The organism is Actinomycetota bacterium, from assembly GCA_030650795.1.
GTDB lineage: Bacteria > Actinomycetota > Actinomycetes > S36-B12 > S36-B12 > UBA11398.
Genome location: JAUSDJ010000035.1, coordinates 1 through 1,148 on the forward strand (window position 1 = coordinate 1; position 1,148 = coordinate 1,148).

Annotated in this window: 1 protein-coding gene; it reads left to right on the forward strand. The window is 58.4% G+C overall.

What is annotated here, in order from left to right; translation table 11 throughout:
• The first annotated feature begins 23 nt into the window (after nt 1-23).
• Entirely contained in the window at nt 24-1,058 is a 1,035-nt protein-coding gene (locus Q7L55_11920) for an IS630 family transposase (protein MDO8733255.1), read from the forward strand.
• The last annotated feature ends 90 nt before the right edge of the window (nt 1,059-1,148 follow it).

Here is a 1,148-nt window from a genome sequence, read left to right on the forward strand (position 1 = left end):
CGTTACCCCCGGACCAGCAGCGAATCCTCGAAGCTTGGGTTCGCGCCCAGAAAACCCCGCAAAGCATCGTGAAACGCGCCAGGATTGTGCTTATGGGCGCCTCAGGGCTGTCGAACAACCGCATCGCTGCGGAACTGAACACCAGTCGCACCACGGTGATTGAGTGGCGTCGGCGCTTTCAAGAGGGTGGTGTCGACGCTCTAACCCATATCAGACCAGGCCGCGGCCGTCGTGTCTTTATCTCCGCCGAACGCGTCCAGGCTATCGTTGATGCCACCCTGCATACGAAACCTGCGGGAGCCACCCATTGGAGTCGCCGGACTATGGCGAAGGCTCAAGGTGTCAGTCACTCGATGATCCACCGCATCTGGGATGCCCATGGATTGCAGCCCCAGCGGACCAAACGGTTCAAGCTCTCCAAGGACCGCCGCTTCACTGAGAAACTCACCGATGTCGTGGGGCTCTACCTCAACCCTCCGGACAAGGCTATTGTCCTTTGCGTGGACGAGAAGAGCCAGATTCAAGCCCTGCAGCGGACTCAGCCGGGGTTGCCTATGAAGAAAGGGCGCTGCGGAACCATGACTCACGACTACAAGCGCCATGGGACCACCACTCTGTTTGCGGCCCTCAACGTCCTGGACGGACGGGTGATCGGGGAATGCATGGCCAGACACCGGCACCAGGAGTTCCTGCGCTTCCTGCGGCAACTGGACCGGGAATTTCCCAAGAAGACACCGCTGCATCTGATCGTGGACAACTATGGGACCCACAACCAGTCAAAGGTAAAGACCTGGCTGGAAAAGCACCCAAGGTTCACGCTGCACTTCACGCCGACGAGTTCGTCATGGCTGAACCTGGTGGAACGGTGGTTCCGGGAGATCACCGAGAAGTGCATCCGACGAGGTAGCTTTGACAGCGTTCCTCAACTGATAGACGCAATCACCGCGTACCTGACCGTGTCTAATGCGGACCCCAAGCCTTTTGTGTGGCACGCCTCGGTTAAAGCTATCCTCGACAAGCTGGCTCATTGTAGAGCAGTTTATGAGACACTAGACTAGCCAAATACGGCCTCAAGACGCTCGCCCTGGGACAGAGAAAACCCATCATCGCCGGAATGCCCCTGACCGACGTCTGCAACCTGCACTGCC